General features: G+C 60.1%; 20 protein-coding genes and 2 pseudogenes. 1 reads left to right on the plus strand and 21 read right to left on the minus strand.

Features of this window, described 5'->3' with window-relative positions:
- Positions 1-9 precede the first annotated feature (9 nt).
- The 16 genes and pseudogenes from CO731_RS07530 to CO731_RS07595 all read right to left on the minus strand — a co-directional run bounded on the left by CO731_RS07530 (position 10) and on the right by CO731_RS07595 (position 9,686).
- Positions 10-681 carry a hypothetical protein gene (locus CO731_RS07530; RefSeq protein WP_108606639.1) on the minus strand — a complete coding sequence of 224 codons (672 nt, stop codon included), beginning with the start codon at positions 679-681 and terminating at the stop codon, positions 10-12.
- On the minus strand, positions 682-1,620 hold the full coding sequence (locus CO731_RS07535; protein ID WP_108606640.1) for a hypothetical protein: 939 nt from the start codon (positions 1,618-1,620) through the stop codon (positions 682-684).
- Complete coding sequence (locus tag CO731_RS28640) at positions 1,613-1,819, minus strand: hypothetical protein (RefSeq protein ID WP_159091585.1); 207 nt, start codon at positions 1,817-1,819, stop codon at positions 1,613-1,615. Before CO731_RS28640 ends, CO731_RS07535 begins: the two co-directional genes overlap by 8 nt.
- Positions 1,816-1,974, minus strand: coding sequence for a hypothetical protein (locus CO731_RS28645; protein ID WP_159091586.1), 159 nt, complete (start codon positions 1,972-1,974; stop codon positions 1,816-1,818). Before CO731_RS28645 ends, CO731_RS28640 begins: the two co-directional genes overlap by 4 nt.
- A gap of 235 nt (positions 1,975-2,209) precedes the next feature.
- Positions 2,210-2,791 carry a hypothetical protein gene (locus CO731_RS28650; protein ID WP_159091587.1) on the minus strand — a complete coding sequence of 194 codons (582 nt, stop codon included), beginning with the start codon at positions 2,789-2,791 and terminating at the stop codon, positions 2,210-2,212.
- A gap of 294 nt (positions 2,792-3,085) precedes the next feature.
- Entirely contained in the window at positions 3,086-3,571 is a 486-nt protein-coding gene (locus tag CO731_RS07545; protein ID WP_108606641.1) for a hypothetical protein, read from the minus strand.
- 70 nt (positions 3,572-3,641) lie between these two features.
- A complete protein-coding gene (locus tag CO731_RS07550; RefSeq protein WP_108606642.1) occupies positions 3,642-3,881 on the minus strand; it encodes a PC4/YdbC family ssDNA-binding protein in 240 nt (79 codons plus the stop codon).
- Positions 3,878-4,174, minus strand: coding sequence for a cell envelope integrity protein TolA (locus CO731_RS07555; RefSeq protein ID WP_108606643.1), 297 nt, complete (start codon positions 4,172-4,174; stop codon positions 3,878-3,880). The genes CO731_RS07550 and CO731_RS07555 overlap by 4 nt, the downstream gene beginning before the upstream one ends.
- A complete protein-coding gene (locus CO731_RS07560) occupies positions 4,174-4,389 on the minus strand; it encodes a hypothetical protein (protein WP_108606644.1) in 216 nt (71 codons plus the stop codon). Before CO731_RS07560 ends, CO731_RS07555 begins: the two co-directional genes overlap by 1 nt.
- A 9-nt stretch (positions 4,390-4,398) precedes the next feature.
- On the minus strand, positions 4,399-4,569 hold the full coding sequence (locus CO731_RS07565) for a helix-turn-helix domain-containing protein (RefSeq protein ID WP_108606645.1): 171 nt from the start codon (positions 4,567-4,569) through the stop codon (positions 4,399-4,401).
- Positions 4,570-4,723: 154 nt separating this feature from the next.
- On the minus strand, positions 4,724-5,233 hold the full coding sequence (locus CO731_RS28655) for a hypothetical protein (RefSeq protein WP_159091588.1): 510 nt from the start codon (positions 5,231-5,233) through the stop codon (positions 4,724-4,726).
- 407 nt (positions 5,234-5,640) lie between these two features.
- On the minus strand, positions 5,641-6,984 hold the full coding sequence (locus CO731_RS07575; protein ID WP_108606647.1) for a site-specific integrase: 1,344 nt from the start codon (positions 6,982-6,984) through the stop codon (positions 5,641-5,643).
- A gap of 453 nt (positions 6,985-7,437) precedes the next feature.
- Positions 7,438-7,590: pseudogene (locus CO731_RS07580) on the minus strand (alpha/beta hydrolase); the annotation flags it as partial.
- Between the two features lie 160 nt (positions 7,591-7,750).
- Positions 7,751-8,245 carry a DUF2165 domain-containing protein gene (locus CO731_RS07585; protein WP_108606648.1) on the minus strand — a complete coding sequence of 165 codons (495 nt, stop codon included), beginning with the start codon at positions 8,243-8,245 and terminating at the stop codon, positions 7,751-7,753.
- Between the two features lie 415 nt (positions 8,246-8,660).
- Positions 8,661-9,035 (minus strand): tudor domain-containing protein, encoded by a 375-nt coding sequence (locus CO731_RS07590; protein ID WP_108606649.1) that lies wholly within the window; start codon positions 9,033-9,035, stop codon positions 8,661-8,663.
- Positions 9,036-9,194: 159 nt separating this feature from the next.
- On the minus strand, positions 9,195-9,686 hold the full coding sequence (locus tag CO731_RS07595; protein ID WP_108606650.1) for a GFA family protein: 492 nt from the start codon (positions 9,684-9,686) through the stop codon (positions 9,195-9,197).
- Positions 9,687-9,963: 277 nt separating this feature from the next.
- Between CO731_RS07595 and CO731_RS28660 the strand changes: the two genes are divergently transcribed.
- Positions 9,964-10,140, plus strand: coding sequence for a hypothetical protein (locus CO731_RS28660; protein WP_159091589.1), 177 nt, complete (start codon positions 9,964-9,966; stop codon positions 10,138-10,140).
- 87 nt (positions 10,141-10,227) lie between these two features.
- Here the strand turns inward: CO731_RS28660 and CO731_RS07600 are convergent, their stop codons facing one another.
- The 5 genes and pseudogenes from CO731_RS07600 to CO731_RS07620 all read right to left on the minus strand — a co-directional run bounded on the left by CO731_RS07600 (position 10,228) and on the right by CO731_RS07620 (position 14,226).
- Complete coding sequence (locus CO731_RS07600; protein ID WP_108606651.1) at positions 10,228-10,668, minus strand: DUF3291 domain-containing protein; 441 nt, start codon at positions 10,666-10,668, stop codon at positions 10,228-10,230.
- 181 nt (positions 10,669-10,849) lie between these two features.
- The gene (locus tag CO731_RS07605) at positions 10,850-11,620 is read right to left on the minus strand and encodes an exodeoxyribonuclease III (protein ID WP_108606652.1); all 771 of its coding nucleotides are present in this window, start codon (positions 11,618-11,620) and stop codon (positions 10,850-10,852) included.
- 16 nt (positions 11,621-11,636) lie between these two features.
- Positions 11,637-12,274: pseudogene (locus CO731_RS07610) on the minus strand (alpha/beta family hydrolase).
- Entirely contained in the window at positions 12,275-13,357 is a 1,083-nt protein-coding gene (locus CO731_RS07615; protein ID WP_108606653.1) for a tetratricopeptide repeat protein, read from the minus strand. It lies immediately after the preceding pseudogene.
- Positions 13,354-14,226 (minus strand): Ku protein, encoded by an 873-nt coding sequence (locus CO731_RS07620; protein WP_108606654.1) that lies wholly within the window; start codon positions 14,224-14,226, stop codon positions 13,354-13,356. Before CO731_RS07620 ends, CO731_RS07615 begins: the two co-directional genes overlap by 4 nt.
- Positions 14,227-14,228: the final 2 nt, after the last annotated feature.

Consider the following 14,228-nt stretch of genomic DNA (forward strand, 5'->3'; position numbering starts at 1 on the left):
TCCAGACGACTATCGGAATGACGCAGCGGCGATAAAGAGGCCCCAGCCCCCCGCAACGCTGTTTGTGCCAGATACCGTGACCGGGCGGCCTACTTGAGCGGCGAGGTTTGCAGTGCTGCCGCCGTTCACTCGAATGGATGACGTGACGTTTTCATAGTCTTCGGTAACACCCGCTGAGAATGTAATCGTTGTGGTGTTGAAGCTGCTGGCCAGTCCCGAAGCGATGACAAAGCCGCCCTCCGCAACGTCGGGATTAACGGTCTTGCTGCCACTGGTTCCAGCGAGCACGCCGGAGATGCCCGTTGCGGTGTCTGTTGGGGTTGCGCTCTTGTAGACGATTGAGCGATAGGCGCCGACGCTGGAGCGGTGAATGGTCCCGCTAAAGTTGATAACGATATCCCCCGTGGTAAGGGTCGGAACAACAGCTGAGATAATGGCTACGCCCGGCGCAGTAGAGGCAGCATCGTTGATTTGGCAGTTCACCGCTGCTGTCTGGCCGCAGATGGTGGCCGATGACACCGTGCGCGCGGTGCCGCTATCCATCGTCCATCCAACGGCCACCACGACCAACCCAACGAGGCTACCGCTAGCATAGGTGTGGGTCGCGGAGGTGCTGACAAGCTGATTTTCCATAATCAACTCGGGCACGGGGTTCCCGCTGAGAACGCCGCAATAGATCATCTAGAAAGCCTTCGTGGTTTTGAGGGTGAAGCTCATGTTTGCGCAGGACGAGTTGGCGGAAATGGTCACAACGATGTCATCACCAGCCACGAACGTGTTTGCGGAGGCGTGCGCCTGGGTCTGCTCGGAAGACGAGACGGCATTGGCCGCCCCTCCCAGAGCAGTGGTGTTGATCTTGAACGTTGCCGTGCAGGTGCCAGAGGCTGACTTGGTGACAACCTCATTGACTGTCCCGCCATAGGGGCACTTGACCACGAGCATGTAATCGCCGTTTTGCGGCGCCAGAATCATGCCCGAAATGGCGTCGGTGGCGATGGATTGGCCGTTGAGATAAAGACCTGTGGCGTTGATCTTGCCGACGCCAGGGTCTGTCGCGCCGGTCATGTATAAGCCCGCGCCCGCAGAAAAGCGCACTGCCGACACCCCGGCCTGCATGGTGGCTAGATTCCAGGTTGCATCCTCCGTCCCATCGGTTGGATCGGTTATCTGCGCATAAAATGTAGTATAGGTGACCTGCCCTCCAAGGCTATCCTTGCCGAGAAACCTAATCTGCCCAATAAAGTCGGACACCGCAGGCGAAGCACTATTCCGATAGAGGTCAAGTAGCGGTCCGGCTGCCGAACTCGCGTCTGTGCTCTCAGCCGTGAGCAGTGTACCGGCAGAAGTGCTGGCAATCGTCATTGCGCCAGTATCGGCAATGGTCACAGTAGAGGTTTGCAGCTGGCCGGCAATACCGTCAAATCGCGGCACAGTGTTATCAACGGACACGCCAACGGTCAGGGTGACAGACGTCGAGAACGTCTTGATCTGCGCCATCACTTCGCGAATGATGTTGTCCAGCTGCGAAGGAGCGGTGACTGCGCCGTCAATCGGGATTGAGTTGATGTCGGTGTTATTGGCCGCAACGACATCCCAGTCGGAAACCTGAAGTTTAGCCACCTTGGCGCCCCTTGCTCATTGCGGCCAGGGCCGCCTTTTCGTCATCGATCAGGAAACTACGCCCCTTGAGATGAACCCCCGGCAGCAGGCCGGCGCGTGCGTCCGCCACTATCTGGCCGACAGAGCGGCGCTCGCTGCGATGCCGCAGCCAAAGCGCCATGAGGTTCATTTCGTAAGGGGAAGCAGTTGCGGCCATCATGCGGCCACGCGCTTGGTGGCTTCGGTCAGGCTCAAGCGCACTAGGTCGCTGAGTGTTACGCCGCGCTCTTTCGCAATCTCGACAAAACGCCGCTTCTCGGCACGCTCCAAACGCACCTGAATGATGTCGTCCAACGCCGTGTAATTTCGCAACATGCGAACACCTCCATTCCTGCCCAGAACATAGCAGGAACCCGGCGTCAATACAACGGCGTCAGGACAGATTCGCTAGCTATATCAATGGCTTACACGCGTCTCGTATTGTCTCATATTGTGCGGTGACGTCCCCTATCGTCCCCGAACTGAGCCAAAATTAACTGTTTGGGACTGAGTGGAAAAAAACGTGCCAGCCCCCGCTAATTAGCCATTTTAGCGGACTATCCGGGCAGTCCTAGCCAGCGGCCTTCCTGGCGGCATCAAAAAGCTTGTCGAGTTCCACCCCGTCAATGACAAGCCGGTTTTCTGTAGCTTCCTTCTCAGTGGAAACGCGCGGGAACAGGTCGGGCCGCATACGATATAGCTCCTTACAGGAATTCCCCGGCCCGTGTTTCGCGCAATTGGCAACCTTCTGAAGCACCAAGATAGACTTGGCGCAGTCTTCGCGGCCTTGCTGTTTGAGCCAGCTTTTTGGATGCCCGTATTTTGCGCGCTTGAGAGAACTGTTCACGAACCGCTCCCAATGGTGAAAGAGCGCAATTAGAAAAGCTTTACGCACTAAATGAGAGCCACGCGTTGCCTGCTCTTGAAGCTCTCCGGCGTCATCGTAGAGACGACCGATCAAATCGAATTCGTCATCGTCATCCCGCTCAGGAAATGGGTCGTTCGGCCCAATTCCCAGACGGCTGCGAACTTCCTTTTCGATTTCATCAGGCCGCGTTGAGTGCGCCTTCGCTGAAGCCTCGTACGCCGCATAGATGTCATCAAGGGCTCTTTGGAAGAACCAAATGCGGACAGATGGTGGAAACGGTGCCAATGAACTCTCCATGCTGGAAGCGAAGAGCTAGAGGCGATTTTGCAGCGAGACAAGACACGAAAGTCAGAGCAACAATTAGGGAATTTACACAACTAGGCGCTGCCGTACCTTGGCCAGCCCTTCCTCCAAAGCCCCTTGCGGCGCTGGTGCCGTGCGTGAGCTTCGGAGGTGCGTGTTTCTGTCTTTTTTGGATTTTGGTCTGTGTCTCCTTTCTGTCTGGGTCTGTGTGTATGTTTGATGTCTCTGTCTCTGTGTTCCCATACGGTCTAGGAACGGTATCGATACGGTGCCGCACTAGGCTGCCCCAATACGGCCTATCCGGGTGCTGGCAATTCCCCCGGCGTAGCCGTTGACCTTGCTGAGAGGTTCGGCCTTCGTCTGGCTTCGCCGTTCTTCAGCTTCTAGAAAATCGGCCTCGACCAGTTCGCGGATATCGTCGCTCTCGATTGCCTCGATCAGCTTCCGCGTGCCGCGCGCGTGGTTGGGGTTCATTGGTGGGCAGTGCTTGAACCACCGCTTGACGTAAACGGTTTCTGTCTCGGCATCGAACGCGACAAGATCCGCGTCGATCAAGGCTTGCCGGCTTGGGTAATAGGCGGCTGCCGTCCAATCCATGTCGGACAAGACGTGCCCCTCTCTGGCCTGAAAACACCCGGCACTGTTCTGCCGTTCGCTGGTCAGAAAGTAGTGATAGAGCAGTTTCGCATCACTGGTGGGCAGCGCACGGAACCGTTTCGACCACCAGACGGCAGGCGAGACCATCGAAAACTTGTTGCTCATGTGCCCCCCTTGCCATGAAGGGCACCCCCCGACCTTTCAGCCGGGGGAATGTTGATTGCGGGGCGCGGGCTCATTTCAGATAGCCTTTGGCCCTGGCTGTCATCAGTGCTGAGGTGACGGCTTCCGCGAAGCTCTCCAAGCACTCAAGGCGTAGTGCCAGCCCTGCCTTACCAGGCCGCTTGGTGCCGTCGCCTACCTCATAGTAGACTCGGGTGTTGAACAGGCGCCGACCGTGCATCACGTCGAGTGAGATGCGGACTTCCTCCGTCCTGTTCTTCTCGACAACGGCAATGGGGATTGAATTGCTCATGCCGCTGCCCTTTCGTGGTCAATGACGGTGACCGTCGAGCGCAGCACATACCGGGCGTGATTCCCCGGAAAGTCGCCCTTGTGTCCCTCGTGAATCGTCTCCACGTACAGGCCGAACTGGCGGAGCTTGTGAACGTAAGCGCTCCACCGGGGCGCCGGCTGTTCAATCGGGGTGCATCCCCTTTCCGCAGCCTCAATAAGCCGCAACAAACACCAAGCGTCACGGCCTGTAATCGTCATGGTCTGGCCGTCCGGCTCGATGCGGATTCGAACAGTGAGCTTTACGTTTTTCATTACGCAAACCTCCCGCCGAGCTGAGAAAGCTCGCAAACGAGCCGGGCCATACGAGGCGACACACGGAACCGCGCGGCCACCACAGCGGCGGCGAATTCGGTTGCACTGATGGGGGCGGTGCGGTAATCAGAAGCTGCAAACGCTTTCGAGACTACCGAGCCGCCGTTCCCGAAGATTGAGCCCTTCGGTGCGGCGGTTTGAGTTTCAATGTTCATGGTTGCACCTCACGCTACCGGTAACGATTTGACGTAGCTTTCCAGCTCGGAAACGATGACCAGGGTTCGTTTCCCGCTCTTGCGAGGTGTAAGTTTTCCGTCCTTGAATAGCCTGTACAAGCTTGACCGGCTAATGCCGCTCATCTCGACAGCTTCTTGGATATCGACAGAGATTTTCATGGGGTGGTTTCTCCTGAAACCAGATTGGCTACCGGCCAATCACGCGACACGACTGCATGTCATGGCGTCCCCTATTGTTCACACGAATGCCTTGGTCTCTAGAAAGCAAACAGAAGAATTAATTGCGGTGTATTCTGCTCACTTGGGGAGCAAACTACATTTCGGTTTGCTGGTTCACTTGCTCCCTTTTGCGCGTTTTGGCTTCTTGGCGGGTGCGACGGAGCCGAGCGGCGACCGCGCCACTTGTCAGCTCTTTTTCACGGTAGTCGTCCGGCGCTAGTTGTAATAGCAATCGCAGAAAGTCGCTGAACTTGGTCGGCAACTCCGTGACCGTGTCGTAGGCCCCGAACGGCAAGCCAAAATCCCGCGCCCAATCGGTTACCCGAAGCAACAGGCGCTGTTGGGCAGTCCAACTGTTTGAGGTAACGGCCTCTGCCGCGCGCTTCTCTATCTCCGAAGATGCCCTGTTGGCAGCAACCCTAAGAGCCATGGCGAGGTTTTGTAGAACCTCCCGCGTCAACCGAAAACCGAAAGCCACCTCTGGTGGCTGATAGTAATCATCGAAGCGCTCCCACTCTGCCGGCTCGTGCTCTGGACGAAGGATTACCAAGTCCCCCCGCTGCGGCCTGATAGGAATCGCGTCTCTGTCCAGAAGCTGGTCCACTATTGAATCAAAGACGTAGGATGCGTCTCCGCTCGCTGGTGGCGCTCCATATGCTAGTTCCCACAGGGCCACAGCGGCTTGGTTGAGCGGGGTAAGGTTGCCTGCAACGTCTCGCCACGTTTGCCGGGCCAGTTCAGCCCTCCTGTCCGCTAGGTAGTTGTCAGCGATTTGACTTAATGCGGCACGGGCGGCACCTGGGATTGGCTGACCATAGGCAGCCTCAAGCTGTGTATACCCGTCATCCTCATCCAAGGAATAGGTTGGGTCGGGCCCGCTATAGCTCACCAACGGGAGAGGGGTTTTCGGTATCACTCGCGCACCTCGCGAGCACCTAATAGGGGCCGCAGGGAAACCGGGAGGTGCTAACCCCGGCTTGTCGGATGGCCGTCCTATCCCTGCGGTTTCTCTTATCCGCGAAGCTGGCGCACGTTGTCCTCGGCTGGCGGCATCAATGGCACCACCGCGCCAGCAGACAACGCATCGAGCGCGTCGATAATTGCGGCTGAGTAGTGCGATTCAATCATGGTCGTGCTGGTGTCATGCAGCGCCGCGACCAACCGAACAGGGAGGCCGGTTCGCAACTGTCGAACAATGGACGAATGGCGGAGGGCATAGGGCACAACGTCAGCCGGGAGGCCTGCTGCCGTGATGATAGCCAGCCATGGGCGGGTCAATTCCGTTGCATTGAACCACGGCCCCCGCTTATCTCTGATCCACTGCGGCCCCTGGCTCTCGGTTCCCTTGCTCTGCTTATGTCTCCACCGCTCTAGCAGCGGCTCTTTCGCGCGCCGGCCTGCCACGGCTGGCCGCAATGTCTCTAGAACGTCCTCGCCAACGCGGGTGGCAATGTGAGAGGCCTTTTTCGTCCCCCTGCCTTTGCGGCTGGTCGGGACCATCAAGCGGCTTTGCGCCAACTGCACATCACCAACCATCATGCGGCTGACCTGCGAAAAGCGGGCGCCAGTCGCCGCGAGCACGGCAACCATGCGCAGCAAATCACCATCCCAACCGTCGCGGGCGTCAATCGTGGCTGTGGCTATGAGTATGCGGCGAATGTCGCCGTCAGGCAGTGCGGACTTGTCCCGCGCGGTGGGCGTCTCTGCGAACTTGGCCGCAAACCCGTTCTTGATGATGACGGCGAGTTCTGCCGGGAGCCTTGACCGGTATTTGACCGCAGCGGCATTTAACGCCGCCTTGAAGTCGTTGACGACACGGCGAACGGTTGTTTCCGCAAGGCCCTTGGGGAGAGCAGTGCGCCACCTCACTAGATCCAGCTCGGCCAGGGCGTGGAGGGCTTTATTCGCGACCGAGGCAGACAAGACATGCTTGGTAAGCCGTTGGCGCGCATCGCCGCGCGTGCGTTTTCCCGGCTGCTGTGCCTTCTCCCGCTCATCGCGAGCCGAGGCGTATTCTTCGATGGCCGTTTTGACGGTCGGGGCCGGCCCATCGACCGATGCCAGTTCATCAGCTCGGGCTAGTGAAACGATGCGTGCGGCCTCGGTCTTGGCCTGTTCATAGTTGAAGCAGTTGACGCCATCGGCCAGCAACTTGCCGTCATCAGAGGTGCCGAACGTCTCCTGCTTATATTTCTGGTCGCCCTGATACCAGCGGACCAGCCACTTGCCGCCGCGCTTCTGCTTCCGATAGCCCAAGTGCACATCAGCATTGAGCCCGCGCCAGTGCGTTCCCTCGGGGAGCGACTTGCGGGCGTTCTCTGTTGAAAGCGCCGCTTCGGTTAGAGTGCGAGACATGCGGGCAAACCTGTTTCGTCAAATATCCGTCAAATATACACCCGTGGACGGTTCGGCACAATGCGGGACGGTGAACCCATCAAACATGAACAGGGACGGAACAGAGAAAAAACATAGGGGAACAGCGGGGGACGAATGCCGGAACGGGGGCTTTCATGCGGTTGCCCTCTCACGGCGGGAACAGGGGTTCGATTCCCCTTGGGCGTACCAAGTTTTCCAAGCACTTGCTTTACTTTGGGCCTGGGCCGTCAAACGACGGTGAAACAAGGCTCCCAAGCTCGCGCTCGCGATCGTGCGGCCCTTGCTCGCATTGGCTATCGTCGATGTTCATCGTTGCCGGTGGACGGAGCGCTTCATGCGATGCCACCGAAGCGCCGAAAGACGCTTCGAGGTGCTGTCGACGGTCATTCGCTTGGTTTTCGCGGCCTGCTCGATGATGGCGGCAACAGCCTCGGAGGCGACCAGGTAGTAGCTGGGCTTGGACTTCCAGGCCGGATCGGTGACTGCGCCGGCCAGCGCTTCGACACCCCCCGGAACCTGCGAGTCGGCCATGAAGGACGCTACATCGGCGTCAACATCAGCGGCGAAGGAGGCGGCGAACTTGGCTGAACCATCGACAAAGCCACCGAGGCGGCGCCGAAGGCTGGGAAGGCGAAGTAGTGCCTTGTTGCAAACGCCAAGATTCGTGCTTGCGCTGACCGGAAACAGAATGCGATCCCCTCAGTGAAGAGGGGATCGCACGCAATATGTGCGCGTTAGCGCAACATCACTCCAGTTCACCATCCGGCATGGTAACATAGATCAGTACGCCGATGATGGCTGTGTAGAACCTAAATGCGGCGTCCTGGCCATTCCAGCTGTCCGACTGCCACATAACGAACCATTGGCCGCCAACCACCATAAAACCGAAAAACCAAACCATGAAGCCGACACCGGCGGCCGCGTGCACCTTGCTCTTTGCCTTGTTAAAGCTGGCAGCGGTGCCATTCCGCGCCCGAAACAAGGCCCAGGCGCTCAGTGCAAAAAGCACACAAGCCACAGCTTCGCCAGCGATGATCAGCCAGTAGCCGAGATGCCAAAGAGTCTCCGCAGTGATGGCACGATACATCAACGCATTGCCCGGGAACGTCGTGTCCATGCTCAGCACATGGCGGACGAAGTTATAATTTGAGCCGTAGTCGGTGATGTTGTTGAAGACCACAAGAAGCGTGAAGGCGGCCAGCGAGAAGCACATCCCTATCTTCGTAATTCGAGCATTCATCGTTTTCCCCCAAGTTTTCGTTTTGACTCGAGAAGAGCCCATCACCTTGCCGGGTAATGTGATCACAAAATATGATCATGAAACGAGATCAGTCAAGCTGTATCGCTTGCTGCGATGCGAGAGGAATCGACTGTAAGAAAACTCGCCCTCCTGCCGTTTTGCAGCAGGATCTGTAACCGGTCGCCGCGATCTACTTAGATGCTCACGGCACCAACATCCGCGAGATTACCGCACACTGGCACGATCGTTCTCAACCATGCCGCCCTTGCACTCTTGCCTCCGGTCACTGCCGGTGCGCCCCGATGGCGGCGTAGGATAAAGTCCGTGAGACCAGCGAGGCCGGCAGGTTTCATGGGCCATTCAACAATCGAACGGGCGCATGTGAACGGGCAGGCATGAAGCCTGCCCGACACGTTCATTTGGTCCGGCAGCGGCCCGTCTTGGTGGTTTCCTTGTCACCGTCGTCGTAGGCGATGCCGACTTTCTCGCCGGCCAGGGAGGTGATCGTGCCCTTGTACCACTCGCCGGCGCCCTTGAAGTTGCACTCGACCTTCGTGCCGATCATCCAATCGTAGGGACGAACCTTGCTGAGGCTGGTCGTTTCGCGCTCGTTGTCGTCGTATCGAACGGTAATGGTGTCACCCTGCACCTTTTCGATGACGCCTGCGAACCAATAGCCGGAACCCTTGTAGTTCCCCAGAACCCAGTCACCGGCCGTCTGGGCGCCGGCGGTGCCGATGGTGGCGAGAATGGCGCCTGCAGCCAGTAGAACTGAAACATATCTTTTCAAAATATCACCCTTGGGATTTCACCCCAGCCCTCCATTGAGCTGCCAGCAATGCATATTTGAGCTGATCTGAATGGACGATGAAAATTGCCGCGCCGAGCCCAAATAAACTGGCTGGCGACGGTGCCGAACACACGCAGCTGAGGCTGTCTCGCGCCAGCCTCAGCCCGGCGGGAGAAGTTCGCCCGGACGCGGTACATCCGTCTCGACGGTTCGCCCTGGCGCTCCGGGTTCGGACAGTCCTCGCTCGGTCTCGGTCCTGGTGTCGCGGTCGTGGTCGAACTGCCGTGCTTCCGGCAAGGCATGTAGCCAGTTCTCCCTGCGACCAATCCAGAGCTCATACTCCGGCGTCAGATCGGTGGGTACGACGTCAAGGCTGCCAATCATGACTTCGGCCTCGTCGTCGTGGACCCATGTCACGCGGCTGCCGCAGGTCACGCAGAAACTCCGGTTGCCATATGTGCTGGTCTGGCCCGTTTGTTCGAAAGCCGAGATGGGCCAGACGGCATAGGCGGAAAACGCCGAACCGCTGGTCTTGCGGCAATCCGCGCAATGGCAGATTCCCACCCGCAGAGGTTGCCCGGTGACGCGGAACGTGACGGCACGACAGTAGCAGCTGCCAAATCGAACGGTTTCGTCGATACGGTCGTTCATGGCGGGGTTCCTTTCCGGTTCACCCGAAACCTAGCCCGGAAAACGCTTTGGCGAAAAGACGGTTGCATCGGCAGCTCGATACCCGGCCCTACCGGCCGCAGATGCAGAATCTGGGTTAACGCTGCGGCCACGCTGCGCCCAACTCATACGATGGGGTGACGTGGGTAATACGATGGGGTGACGGGGGCGAACGCAGGCAGCTTGAACTGCTGTCGGCAGGCGGATTGCGGAACCTCGCCTGCCGACAGGCGTTGCGTGGGCAAAGGAGAACGCTGCCATGTTTCGAGCGCTAGCACTGCTTATTGTCGGATATGCCGCCTACAGGATGGGTCGAGAGTTCATTGCCAGCGTGCCATCGGACTTCGACCCTGTCCCGGCGCCATCGGCCCAGCGCAAGCGTCGCCGCAAGCCGGCCGCGAAGCCAAAGGCCGAGGCCGCGGCGACCACTCACTGAGGCTGCGCGCAGCCTCAGTTGTCGTGCCTGCGGGGCGCAGATTCGGCTTGCGCGCCAGGCCGAGCTTCTTCGCAAGGTCCGAGCGCCTTACTGTTGGCCGTGATTTTGGGCCGGCCAATCATATCCTTTGTCGGATGGGCCGTTGAGCTTGAGGTGCTGAAGCCTGTCCCATGCATCAAGGAAGCTGGGCCGGCTGTCCGCGTTGACAGCCCAAATGACCAATTGAGGCCCTTCCACTTTCTCAAACCATTCCGAGGTTCGGTTGAGGAAGGCACCGTGCATTGTGTTGAATGTATAGTCCCGCAACGCTTCAACGCCTTGCCATACGGACACCGTTGCCGACATTCGATTATCGAAGCCTTTTGAAGACAACTCCGAAGCAATCACCCCGTCGGGAATCCGCCAGATGAAGCCGGGATGCTGTTCGGCCAGTTCGTAGACAGTTGCGAGATTGCCCATAAATTCGCGCGCGCGGGCATCGTTCGGCGCAAATTTCATCCGACCCCAGTTCATTTGAGCGATAGCCATTTGTTCATCCTCACTGGACCGACGACATCGCGAGAATAGCCACGCATTGTAAATCAGGTTGGATCAGTCAGTAAAAATCGGGCTTGTCGCTGTGAACAATTGTTAATTAGCCCAGCCTAGCCAGGCTTCGTCCGATGGGCTTTTGGGTTTGGTAACGCTGGTGGCGCCGCCGGCAAAATCGCTACTTTAGCTCCATCCACACCGGTGCGTGGTCACTGGCGTCGTCGCGGCCGCGGATGTCGCGGTCGATGCCGACTGTCTTGAGGCGTTTTGCCATCGGCTTGCTGAGCAGCAGGTGGTCGAGCCGGAGGCCGGCGTTGCGCGGCCATCTGTTCCGGCGGTAATCCCAGAAGGTGTAGACCGCCTCGCCGGGGAAAGCCTTGCGCACCGCATCGGTCCAGCCCTGGGCGAGCAACTGCCGGAAGGCTGTGCGGCTTTCGGGCTGGACGAGCGCGTTGTCGTCGTAGGAACTGGTCGCATAGACATCGAGCGTATCAGGGGCGACGTTGTAGTCGCCGGCGAGTACGACCGGGACGCCGGCGGCCAGCAAGGTCGCCGCATGCGCGTTCAACCGCTCGTGCCAGGCAAGCTTGTAGTCGAATTTCGGGCCTGGCTGCGGGTTGCCGTTGGGGGCGTAGAGCGAGGCGACAAGCACGCCGCCGACTGCCGCCTCGATGTAGCGGCTCTGCGTGTCGCCGGGATCGCCGGGCAATTCCCACTGCGTGACGACAGGTGAGGCATCGCGGGCGAGAATCGCGACGCCGTTCCAGGTCGACTGGCCGCGCCATACTGCGCCATAGCCGGCCGCTTCCAGTGCCGGGCGCGGAAACTGGCTGTCGGTCGCCTTCAATTCCTGCAGGCAGACGACATCGGGTTTCGCTTCGCCCAGCCACGCCAGCAGGTTTCCGAGCCGGCGGTTGACGTTGTTGATGTTGAATGTGGCGATCTTCATCGCGCCGCCGTGGGGTCTAAGCGCCGAGCCGGGCCGCCCAGGCCGCGACGGTTTCGGCTGTCGTCTTCAGGTGGTCGGCGGCCGAAAAGCCCGAGATGCTCTTGCGCGGCTTGAGGTCGTGGTCGCCATCCTCGAGCCAGAGGATCTCGATCCGGTCGGACAGCTCATATCCTGCGACCTCGTCGCAGGTGCCGAATTCGTCACGGGTTCCCTGGACGATCAGCGTCGGCGTCCGGAGGCCGGCGAGGTGTTTGGTGCGGAGCTGCGTCGGCTTGGCCGGTGGGTGAAAGGGATAGCCGAGGCAGAGCAGCCCGGCGATCTTGCCGGCATCGAGCATCTCGTCGGCGATCATGCTGGCGACGCGCCCGCCCATCATTTGCCGCCGATGATCAGCTTCCCCTTTGCACCGAGTTCATCGATGGCGGCCCTGAATTCCGGATTGAGCGTTTCCGCGCGCGGCGGCGGCTTGCGACTGCCCGTCCGGCGCGCCGCCATGTAGCCGAATTCGAAGCGGGCGACGCGCAGGCCGGCTGCGGCAAGTGCTGCGGCCGTTGCCGTCATCGAGGCCGAATCCATGGGCGCGCCGGCGCCATGGGCGAGCAGGATGGTGACGGCTGCGTTTTCGGGGCCGTCGAACAGGAAATGCACTGCCATCTAGCTTGCCGTCCGTTCTTTCAAATGCAGATCGGCATACTGGATGCCCTTGGCCGCGGTCTTTGCCCATTCCGAGGTCGCGTCGAGCCGGAGATAGGCCTCCCACCAGCGCCGCGCCTCGGCGAGATCGCCAGCCTCGTAGGCGAGGTTGGCGAGATTGAACATGGCATCGGCATAGGCCGGATCGAGCGCGATCGCCTTTTCGAGATGGCGGCGTGCGGTGTGGGCCTTGCCTTCGCTGGCGAACAGGCCGGCAAGGTTGAACCAGGCCTCGACGAATTTGGGGTCGAGCTTGATCGCCCGCATGTAGCCCTGAATCGCCTCACTGCCCATGCCGGCCGCGCGCAGGCAGTTGGCGCGGTTGAAGGCGGCGACGCTGTCGCCAGGGTCGGCGGCAAGGCAGCGCCGATAGAGGGCGGCGGCCTCGTCGTAGCGCCCGTCTTCTTCCGCGTCTTCGGCCAGCGCGAACAGATCCTCCAGCTCGGCGTCGCCGGTGCGGCCGAGCGGCAGCAGGCGTTGCCCGTCGAGTTCGGCCAGATCGGCGCCGAGGCGGGCATAGATCGTGTCCTTGCCGTCGGCCTGGAGCGAGAGCGCGCTCAGCTGCGCCACGGCGCCGGAGCGGCGCACCGAGCGGGCGATGGCGCTCCAGGTCGAGCCGCCGGCGAGCAGCGAGGCATATTTCCTGGCCAGGATCAGGTCTCGAAATGCATAACGTTCGGTGTCGCACTCGAACGCGTCGAAGAGCGACAGAAGGTCCAGTTCGCGCGGCGCAAGCTTGGCCTGGTCGAGCAGGGATTGCCGCGTCATGCCGGCACCCTCGACCTGATCCAGCAGGCCGAGCGCGCGCAGGAAGCCGTTTTCGCTGAGGACGGGACGGCCCGAAGCCGCGGCAGCGTCGAAGCGGGCCTCCAACCTTGCCTCGTCCGATTTGTGCAGGAGCGTGCGCCCGAAGACGACATGGGTGGTGCGCCGCGTCACGCCATGCTGGAGCTCGCCGCCCTGCCGCGCCACCTCGCGGACGGCGAGGCGGCGCGGGAAGGCTGCAAGCGCACCGATCAGTCCGTAGATACGGCCTTCGTTCACTTCTTGCCCTTGGCCTGCTTGCCGCCCGCGACCGCGGTCAGCTTGGCCGCCGGCTTCTCGGCCGGTTCGGCCTTGGTCTTGCTCTTTGCCGGCGGCTTGGCCTGGCCGAGGCTCGCCTTCAGCGCATCCATCAGGTTGATGACATTGCCGCGCTCTGGTGCGGCGGCGATGATCGGCTTGTGACCCTTCAGCTTTTCCTTGATCATGTTCATCAAGGCGATCTCGTAGCGGTCTTCGTAGTTCTTCGGATCGAAGGTCGTCAGTTTCTGCTTGATCAGCGCCTCGGCGAGTTCGAGCATCTCGGGGTCGGGCTTGCCGGCGGGGATGTTGCTGAAATATTCGGCGGTGCTGCGCACCTCGCTCGGGTTGCGCAGCGTGCAGACGAACATACCCTTGTCGCGCGCGCCGATGGTGACCACGCGTTCGCGGCTCGACAGGACAAGCCGCGCGATCGCCAGCTTGCCGGACTTGTGCAGCGCCTCGCGCAGCACGGCGAATGTTTCCTCCGCCATTGCTCCGTCGGGGGCAAGATAGTAGGGCGCGTCCTGGTAGATGACGTCGACGGAATGCTCGTCGACAAAGGCCTCGATGTTCATTGTGTGGTTGGATTCGATCCTGACGCTGTCGAGGTCGGCTTCGTCGATGATGACGTATCTCTTGTCTTCGTATTCGTAGCCCTTGACCAGGTCGGTACGTTCGACGAGGCCGAGCTCCGGATCGACCGGCTTCATGTTGATCCGGTTGTGGGTGTCCTTGTGCAACTGATTGAAGCTGATGCGCTCGCTGGAGCTCGTTGCCGGGTACAGCCGCACCGGGCAGCTGACGAGGCTGAGCTTCAGATATCCCTTCCAACTTGCCCTGGGGGCCATGC

This window comes from Aminobacter sp. MSH1 (assembly GCF_003071665.1).
Taxonomy (GTDB): Bacteria; Pseudomonadota; Alphaproteobacteria; order Rhizobiales; family Rhizobiaceae; genus Aminobacter; species Aminobacter niigataensis.

Bases quoted from the DNA above. Each gene is read 5' to 3' on its own strand.
- CO731_RS07530 (WP_108606639.1), bottom strand. From the start codon at position 681: ATGATCTATTGCGGCGTTCTCAGCGGGAACCCCGTGCCCGAGTTGATT.
- CO731_RS28640 (WP_159091585.1), bottom strand. From the start codon at position 1,819: ATGATGGCCGCAACTGCTTCCCCTTACGAAATGAACCTCATGGCGCTT.
- CO731_RS28645 (WP_159091586.1), bottom strand. From the start codon at position 1,974: ATGTTGCGAAATTACACGGCGTTGGACGACATCATTCAGGTGCGTTTG.
- CO731_RS07545 (WP_108606641.1), bottom strand. From the start codon at position 3,571: ATGAGCAACAAGTTTTCGATGGTCTCGCCTGCCGTCTGGTGGTCGAAA.
- CO731_RS07550 (WP_108606642.1), bottom strand. From the start codon at position 3,881: ATGAGCAATTCAATCCCCATTGCCGTTGTCGAGAAGAACAGGACGGAG.
- CO731_RS07555 (WP_108606643.1), bottom strand. From the start codon at position 4,174: ATGAAAAACGTAAAGCTCACTGTTCGAATCCGCATCGAGCCGGACGGC.
- CO731_RS07560 (WP_108606644.1), bottom strand. From the start codon at position 4,389: ATGAACATTGAAACTCAAACCGCCGCACCGAAGGGCTCAATCTTCGGG.
- CO731_RS07565 (WP_108606645.1), bottom strand. From the start codon at position 4,569: ATGAAAATCTCTGTCGATATCCAAGAAGCTGTCGAGATGAGCGGCATT.
- CO731_RS07575 (WP_108606647.1), bottom strand. From the start codon at position 6,984: ATGTCTCGCACTCTAACCGAAGCGGCGCTTTCAACAGAGAACGCCCGC.
- CO731_RS07585 (WP_108606648.1), bottom strand. From the start codon at position 8,245: ATGAATGCTCGAATTACGAAGATAGGGATGTGCTTCTCGCTGGCCGCC.
- CO731_RS07595 (WP_108606650.1), bottom strand. From the start codon at position 9,686: ATGAACGACCGTATCGACGAAACCGTTCGATTTGGCAGCTGCTACTGT.
- CO731_RS28660 (WP_159091589.1), top strand. From the start codon at position 9,964: ATGTTTCGAGCGCTAGCACTGCTTATTGTCGGATATGCCGCCTACAGG.
- CO731_RS07600 (WP_108606651.1), bottom strand. From the start codon at position 10,668: ATGGCTATCGCTCAAATGAACTGGGGTCGGATGAAATTTGCGCCGAAC.
- CO731_RS07605 (WP_108606652.1), bottom strand. From the start codon at position 11,620: ATGAAGATCGCCACATTCAACATCAACAACGTCAACCGCCGGCTCGGA.
- CO731_RS07620 (WP_108606654.1), bottom strand. From the start codon at position 14,226: ATGGCCCCCAGGGCAAGTTGGAAGGGATATCTGAAGCTCAGCCTCGTC.